Source organism: Pseudomonas sp. RP-B7, from assembly GCF_059803535.1.
On the sequence record NZ_JAPFHC010000028.1, the window covers coordinates 85,881 to 93,467 of the forward strand.

The window sequence follows — 7,587 nt, forward strand, 5'->3', positions numbered from 1 at the left end:
GGGCATTCTCAACGATAGACGGTCAGCGCCAGGGCGCCGAACAGGCAAACGAACAGGCTCAGGCGCAGCAGCGCCGGGTGCCAGAAAAACCGGTACAGGTCGAAGCCGGCCAGGAAGCGATCCAGGGCCCAGGCCAACACGGCTGCAATCAGGAACATCAGGGTCATGGTCGGCATGTAGATGCCGTGGAACGCGATTTCACGGGGCATGCGCAGCTCCTTTAAGGGCAGCGAGGGGCGATTGCGGGTCGAGCAGCGAGGTGCGGATAAAGTGCAGGTAGCTTTTCACCCGGCGCAGGGCCGAGGTGTCGAAGTGCGGGGCGAAGGGTTCGTCGGTGGCCTGCACACGGCTGATCGCGTGGTCGACGGCAATCAGGCCGCGCTCCAGGTTGCTCGCGCTGGGTTGCAGGAACAGCCGCACCAGCGAGCGCCCCATCACGCGGATCGCCTGGCGCCACGGTTGGGATTCGGCGTACGCCGGATGCACCGGCAAAATCGCCTGTTCCTTGCGCAACTCGATGATCGCGTGGCCGACTTCCAGCACCACGAACATCCAGCGCAACAGGTCGCGCTGCACTTGCGGCTGGCCGACGGCGAGGCCGTAGGCCTGGTGCAGCAAGTCACGGGTGCGGCTTTCAAAACTCGACGCCAGGCCCTTGAGCTTGCCGCTGATCGCATACACCACCTGCTCGCGCAGGTCCTGCTCCAGGCGGCGCCACAACCAGCGGCTGTTGGGCGGCAGGATGATCGCCCCGGCGGCGGCACACACCAACATGCCGATGATCATGGCGATGTAGTCGTTGATAAAGGTGTAGGGGTTGTAGACCGTGAGGTTGTCCGGCACCGAGCCGGTGCTGAAGAAGATCAGCAGCCCCACGCCCACCCCGGCGTATTGCGGCCGCGAAGCGAGGAACGCGCCAAGAATGATCACCGGCGCGAGCATCACGCACAACAGCGGGAAGCCGTCGATCCAGGGGAACACGAAGAACATCTCAACAAAGCCCACCAGCGCGCCGATCAAAGTGCCGCAGGCCATCTGGAATGCCATGCGCTTGGGGTTCGGTGTGGCGGCGGACAGGCCGACGGTGGCGGCGGCGATCAGGGTCATGGTCGCGCCGCTGGGCCAGGCGGTGGCCACCCAATAGCTGCCGAGCACGATGAGGATGAATGACGCCCGGATCCCCGAGGCGGCGCAGGCCAGCCAGTTGGTTTTCGGCGTGTAGGGTTCGTCCCAGTCTTCGCGGGCGTGGCTGTGGTCGGCCAGGGAGGCGTGGGTTTGCGCGTAGTTGTGCAGGTCGTCGACGAAGCGGTACAGCAGCTCGTAGGCGGTGTGGAAATCCAGTTGCTCGGCGTCGGTGGGGTCACCTTCCTGGAAAGTTGCGCGCAGGCTGCGCACCTTGGCGGGCAGGCCGTCCTTGTAGGCGCTGAGTTGCACCACCAGGCGCGCGGCGTCGGGGCTGGTGAGGGCGCGCCCGGAGAAGCCGTCGAGCAGTTCGGCCAGGTCGTGCAGGCCCGGCTTGATGGCCGCCACCACATGATCGGCCGCATCGGTGCGCAGCCGTTCGAGCAACTGGTGCAAGGCGTTGAAGCGCGTGGTGATGCTCATGAATTCGCTGTTCAGGCGACTGAGCCGCCCGTTGCGCCTGCGCATGTGCGGGTCTTCAAACACCGTGAGGCTGCGCAGCCCTTCCAGGCCTACGGCTTCGGCGATAAAGCGCACGTTGCTGGCCTCGAACCCTTCGCGCTGGCTGCGCCCGCGCAGGCCGTCAGTGACGAACAGCGCGAACACGCCGAAACGCTGGTAAAGCGCGTTGCGCATGGCGGCGCTGGAGGTTTGCGGCAGGATCGCGGCGCTGACCAGGGTGGAGCACAAAATCCCCAGGGAGATTTCCAGCACGCGCCACACCGCCGCCATGAAGGCGCCGTCTGGATGGGCCAGGGCGGGCAAGCCGACCATCGCCGCGGTGTAGCCCGCAAGGACAAAACCATAGGCGCGAAAGTTACGGTTGCGGGTCGCCCCTGCCGTGCACACGCCGACCCAGATCGCCAATGCGCCGAGGAACAGTTCGGTGTTCTGCGCGAACAAGGCGATCAACAACACCATCACCGCCGACCCCGCCAGGGTGCCGAGGAAGCGGTAGAAACTCTTGGCGAACACCTGGCCGCTTTGCGGTTGCATCACGATAAATACGGTGATCATCGCGGTGCGCGGTTGCGGCAGTTCCAGGCGCATGGCCAGCCACAGCGTGAGAAACGCGGCGATCAGCACCTTGAAGATATACACCCAGGTCACGCCGTCGCTGCGCGCCCAGTCGAAAAAACCGCGGCGCCACTCAAGGGAGTGCAGCCAGCGCAGCGGTGCAGGCAAGGGAGTCATCAAATCCTACTCAGTGATCAAACACGGCGAGTGCCGCCGGGGTCTTGCTCGGAAGGGTCTTGGCGTCTGGTGGTACGTCGTCGCCAGCACCTAGACCGCCGCCCAGGGCGGTGACCAGTTCGGCATGGGCGCTCAGGCGCGCGGCCTGGACCTGTTGCTCGATCTGCTGCTGGTGGAACAACAACGTCTGCGCGTTGAGCACATTGAGGTAATCGGTGAGGCCACGCTGATAGGCGATCATCGCGATGTCGTAGGTTTTCTGCGCCGAAGCCACCGATTGCGCGGCGAAGGCCGATTGCTTGTCCATGGATTCGCGGCGGATCAACTGGTCGCTGATGCCCTTGAGCGCATTGACCAGGGTCTGGTTGTACTTGGCCACGGCCACGTCATACCCGGCGCTGGCTTCGCCCAGTTCGGCACGCAATCGCCCGCCGTCGAAGATCGGCAAGGTGATCGCCGGCCCCACGTTGTAGTTGAATTTCTTGCCGGCCAGAAACTCCAGCATGCCGCCGCCCGTGGCCATGTAGCCAAGGCTGCCGACCAGGTCGACGTTGGGATAGAACCCGGCGTGAGCCACATCGATGCCACGGGCCTGGGCCGCGACCTGCCAGCGGCTGGCAACCACGTCCGGGCGCTGGCCGAGCAATTGTGCGGGCAGGCTCGACGGCAACTTCAGCGGCGCGGCCAGGGCCAGGCTCGGACGCTGCAATTGCGCGCCCTCCCCCGGCCCTTTGCCGGCCAGTGCCGCGATCTGGTTGCGACTCAGGGCGATTTCTTCGTCCAGGGCGTCCAGTTGGCGATGGGTTTCCGGCAACGGGGTTTCGGCCTGGCTGACATCCAAGTGCGTGCCGATCCCGGCGTCCAGGCGTTTGTTGGCCAGGTCGAGGATCTGCTGTTGCTGGGCCAATGTCGCGGCAACGATGTCGCGGTTGGCGTAATGCAACGACAACTGGATATAGGCGCGCACCACGTTGTTCTGCAATTCGAGCCTGGCCTGGCGCTCCTCGGCGGCGCTCATGTGCGCCAGGTCGACGGCGCGCTCGGTGGTGTTGCTTTCGCGGCCCCACAGGTCGAGGGCGTAGCTCAGGCCCAGGGACGCGTTGTTGTCCCAGGTGTTGGCGCCGCTCAGCTCGCCAGGGCCGTAGAACTGGTCTTTCGGCCAGTTATGGCGCTTGAGGCTGGTGTTGCCGTTGATCTGCAGCGACTCGGCCGACTCGGCAATCCCGGCCATGGCGCGCGCTTCACGCACACGGGCGGCGGCCATGGCCAGGCTTGGGCTGTTTTGCGTGGCGAGTTCGACCCAACGGTTCAGTTGCGGGTCGCCATAGGCCTGCCACCACTGACTGGCGGGCCAATGGGCATCCCGGATGGCACTCTGGATCGCTTCGTCGGTGGCCAGGGTATTGGCGCTGAGGGCCTGGCCTTGGGGGGCGATTCCTCCGGTTCCGATGCAGCCGCTGATTGCTAACGATAAGGCGCAAACACTGAGAGCCTTCAGCCCTCTGTTAATGAGAGTCTTCGGCTCTCTGCTGATGCGACGCGGCACGGCAAGCGTATTCCTGAGGTGGTGTTGCGAGGTAGGTAGCGCAATTCTAGGCGGCGGCCTGGAGGACGATAAGCGGGTATTCCTGTGAATCTTTGTTACCGTTCTAGCGATAATCCGGGCATTTGACCTACATAGTAGGGGGCAAGCGAGCAACAGAATGAGGCACCTAAGCACGCTTGGAGCCGCCCATGCTTTCAGCCCTCAGCACGTTTACCCCGCTGCCGCCGGTACACGACACCGCCGACGGCTTGCGCAGGCAGTTACATCTGCGCCCTGAGCCGTTGCGTCCGGGGATGCTGCCGGTGCAACGCGATGTGCGTTGGATCGCAGACACACTGCTGGAAAAGCTGCAGTCCTACGCGGGCAGTTCCCAGGAGCTACAACCGATCAGGGCGCTGCACCAGACGCTGACCCACAGCGAACCGCAGTTGGAAGTCTCGGCCGACGAACTCCCAGGCTTCTACGCCTTTTTCAAAAAGGCCGAACACCTGCTTGAACGCCACCGTACCCGCGGCAACCCACAGATTGAGGCTGACTACAGCTTGTGCCGTGCGCTCAAATGGCAATTTCGCGCGGCCGTCGGCGAAGCCCGGCATACGCGCCAGGCCCCCGCCAGACTGCGCTCGCTTGCCGATGTCAGCGCCGGGGACAAACGTTCGAGCCACTACCATCTCGGGTATGACTTCATGCTGGAACCCTCCCGGCAGCTCAGTGCAGGCCCTTGCCTGACGAACGACTCACACCTGGAAATCACCCGTGACCAGCGTATCGAGCGCTCGCGGGTCATTGCCCTGCAGGGCAAGCTGAAATCCATCGCGCTGAACCTGGGCCAGAGCCAGTCGCGCAGCCAGCTCAGCCTTGGCTATTTTTCCTCCAAGGAGTACGCGAGCCTGGCGCACTACGCCGACGTTCCCGGCAGCACGCTGCAAAGGCAGCGGGATTATTCGGCACTGAGCCAGCCGGGTGTCAGGCAGGCACTGGCCGAAAACGGCTTGGCCGACATCGAACTGCCATGCCTGTACGACACTCCCGGGCCGCTCAAAACGGAAAAAGGCTTCATCATCAGTGCACGCAGCGACGTCGCCGTCGATGTCTTCAGCTTCCTCAAGCTCAACAGTGCAATGGACCTGACACTGCGGCGCACCTACCCGCACAAGGCGCTGGATATTCTCGGCCTGTACGACACCTCAGCGACGATGGCCGCACGCAAGCTGAGCCCGTTGCCGCCCGACGGCGACACGCCAGAGCGGTTGCTCGACGATATGAAGCGCCTGGCCGCGTCGGGCAGCCGGCACTTCATGCAAAAGCTTTCCACGCCTGCGCACCACACCCAGCAAGCCCAGGCATTGCTCGAGCGCTACGTGCGGCTGAAGCTTCAAGCGCCAGTCGACCCCGGCCTGGACCGACAGTTACTCGATGTGATCCAGCAGCACCGCGCACTGCTCCGACCGGATGCCGTGAAGGTCTACACACTGGCGAGCCATGCCCAGGTGTTGAGCGGATCGGTAAGCGCCACGGCGTCGGCCCAGGACGAAGGCGGCAAAGGCGTGAGCATCGAAGTCAGCCATCGAAAACTCGACGACCCGCACTTGAGCGGCGATTACCTGAGCATCGACATCGCCCCGCTCCAAGGCGCCCAGGTGATCAAGACAACCTTGCGCAACGGGCTTTGCGCCATTGGCCAGCAGACATTTGACTGGGAGCAACTGGTCCAGTCGATCAGCGCCTCACTGCTCGATCCGGCCAAACGAGCGGTCACCCAGGTGCTGGTCAAAATCAAACACGGGCAACCCGTGGTGTTGCTCACGCGCCACACGCTGAGCAAGGCTAACGACCTGCGGCTACCGCCAGTGGTCAACCATTACACCGGGTTCGATCTGCAGTCCCTGCGCACCCGGCAACAATTGCGCAGCGAGCAATTGGGCAGCGACTCGCTGGACCAGGTATTGCCCATCGCCCGTCGCCTGCTGCCGGAGCGACCCGCCTGGGACCATTACGTGAAGCAGCACGCCGAAGCGTTCCAGACGTTGCTCGACAGCATCGGCCAACAAAAAACCGGCAGCGTGCTCGACGCCGAACTTGATGAGCTGGCACGCATCAGCCCGGCTCTGCGCCAGGCCGTTGAAAGCCTGAGGTTGCTGACGGCCACCGCCTCAGGCACGCCAACCCAGGAAAACCGTGCCCTGGCGCAAGAAGCGCTGGTACAAATGCTGCTCGACTACCTGCCGCACTATGAGGCACGGGTCAGCACAGCCTGGACCTTGCGCTGAGCCTTGGGTGCGGGCGGCACCCAGTGGATGCACACCTGCGCGCAACTTCATGTCACAATTTGCCATCGCCCCTGAGAACCCCCCATGGACACTTTGCAAAACATGCGCGCGTTCAGTTGCGTGGCCGAAGCTGGCAGCTTCACCGCCGCCGCCGCGCAACTGGACACCACTACGGCCAACGTTTCGCGCGCGGTCTCGAACCTTGAGGCCCATCTGCAAACCCGCTTGCTCAACCGCACCACCCGCCGCATCGCCCTGACCGAAGCCGGCAAACGCTATTTGCTGCGCTGCGAACAGATCCTCGCCTACGTCGAAGAAGCCGAGGCCGAAGCCAGCGACGCCCACGCACGCCCCGCCGGGCAATTGAAAGTGCACACCATGACCGGCATCGGCCAGCATTTCGTCATCGACGCAATCGCCCGCTACCGCCGCACCCACCCGGACGTGACCTTCGACCTGACCCTGGCCAACCGCGTGCCGGACCTGCTCGACGAGGGTTACGACGTTTCCATCGTGCTGGCCAGCGAGCTGCCGGACTCGGGCTTCGTGTCCCAACGCCTGGGCATCACCTACAGCATCGCCTGTGCCTCGCCGGATTACGTCAAGGCCAAGGGTTGCGCGCAACGCCCCCATGATTTGCTCAACCACGCCTGCCTGCGCCTGGTCAGCCCGGTGATCCAGCTGGACAAATGGACCTTCAACGGCCCCGAAGGCCAGGAAAGCGTGGCGATCAACACCTCGCCGTTCCTGGTCAACTCGGCTGACGCGATGAAGACCGCGATCACCAGCGGCATGGGCGTCGGCCTGCTGCCGGTGTACGCGGCCATCGAGGGTTTGCGTAACGGCACCCTCGTTCGGGTGATGCCGACCTACCGCTCCCAGGAGCTGAACCTGTACGCCATCTACCCGTCGCGCCAGTACCTGGATGCGAAGATCAAGACCTGGGTGGAATACCTGCGCGGGTCGTTGCCGGAAATCCTGGCGGCGCATCAGGCGGAGTTGGCGGCGTATGAGTTGAGTGGGGGGTTGGGCGGCGCTCGTTTGGCGAACTGAGGTAGTTCGAACCGCAGAAATCAAATGTGGGAGCGGGCTTGCCCGCGAAGGCGGTGTGTCAGATACAGACTTGCTGGCTGATCCACCGCATTCGCGGGCAAGCCCGCTCCCACAGGTTGAACGGTGTACACGTTGCATGGGCGTCAGCCTGCCGCCGGTGTACGCGGCCATCGAGGGTTTGCGTAATGGCACCCTGGTTCGGGTGATGCCGGAAATCCTGGCGGCGCATCAGGCGGAGTTGGCGGCGTATGAGTTGAGTGGGGGTTTGGGCGGCGCTCGTTTGGCGAACTGAGGTAGTTCGAACCGCAGAAATCAAATGTGGGAGCGGGCTTGCCCGCGAAG

Annotated in this window: 5 protein-coding genes and 1 pseudogene; 3 read left to right on the forward strand and 3 right to left on the reverse strand. The window is 64.0% G+C overall.

All coding sequences use genetic code 11. The features are described from left to right. Positions 1 to 8: 8 nt before the first annotated feature. The 3 genes from OPU96_RS22225 to OPU96_RS22235 are packed head-to-tail and all read right to left on the reverse strand — an operon-like array spanning position 9 to position 3,922. Complete coding sequence (locus tag OPU96_RS22225) at positions 9 to 209, reverse strand: DUF1656 domain-containing protein (protein WP_017738673.1); 201 nt, start codon at positions 207 to 209, stop codon at positions 9 to 11. Continuing rightward, on the reverse strand, positions 199 to 2,376 hold the full coding sequence (locus OPU96_RS22230) for an FUSC family protein (protein ID WP_192297579.1): 2,178 nt from the start codon (positions 2,374 to 2,376) through the stop codon (positions 199 to 201). The genes OPU96_RS22225 and OPU96_RS22230 overlap by 11 nt, the downstream gene beginning before the upstream one ends. 10 nt (positions 2,377 to 2,386) lie before the next feature. After that, positions 2,387 to 3,922 carry an efflux transporter outer membrane subunit gene (locus OPU96_RS22235; RefSeq protein WP_192297581.1) on the reverse strand — a complete coding sequence of 512 codons (1,536 nt, stop codon included), beginning with the start codon at positions 3,920 to 3,922 and terminating at the stop codon, positions 2,387 to 2,389. Between the two features lie 188 nt (positions 3,923 to 4,110). Between OPU96_RS22235 and OPU96_RS22240 the strand changes: the two genes are divergently transcribed. The 3 genes and pseudogenes from OPU96_RS22240 to OPU96_RS22250 form a co-directional block, all read left to right on the forward strand. Continuing rightward, on the forward strand, positions 4,111 to 6,192 hold the full coding sequence (locus OPU96_RS22240; RefSeq protein ID WP_498559688.1) for a hypothetical protein: 2,082 nt from the start codon (positions 4,111 to 4,113) through the stop codon (positions 6,190 to 6,192). An 84-nt stretch (positions 6,193 to 6,276) separates the two neighbouring features. Further along, a complete protein-coding gene (locus tag OPU96_RS22245; RefSeq protein ID WP_192297585.1) occupies positions 6,277 to 7,245 on the forward strand; it encodes a LysR family transcriptional regulator in 969 nt (322 codons plus the stop codon). Positions 7,246 to 7,372: 127 nt separating this feature from the next. Continuing rightward, positions 7,373 to 7,537, forward strand: a pseudogene (locus OPU96_RS22250) (LysR family transcriptional regulator); the annotation flags it as partial. Positions 7,538 to 7,587: the final 50 nt, after the last annotated feature.

What these genes read in the sequence shown, in the direction of transcription:
- OPU96_RS22240 (WP_498559688.1), top strand. Translation starts at nt 4,111, where the DNA reads ATGCTTTCAGCCCTCAGCACGTTTACCCCGCTGCCGCCGGTACACGAC.
- OPU96_RS22225 (WP_017738673.1), bottom strand. Translation starts at nt 209, where the DNA reads ATGCCCCGTGAAATCGCGTTCCACGGCATCTACATGCCGACCATGACC.
- OPU96_RS22245 (WP_192297585.1), top strand. Translation starts at nt 6,277, where the DNA reads ATGGACACTTTGCAAAACATGCGCGCGTTCAGTTGCGTGGCCGAAGCT.
- OPU96_RS22230 (WP_192297579.1), bottom strand. Translation starts at nt 2,376, where the DNA reads ATGACTCCCTTGCCTGCACCGCTGCGCTGGCTGCACTCCCTTGAGTGG.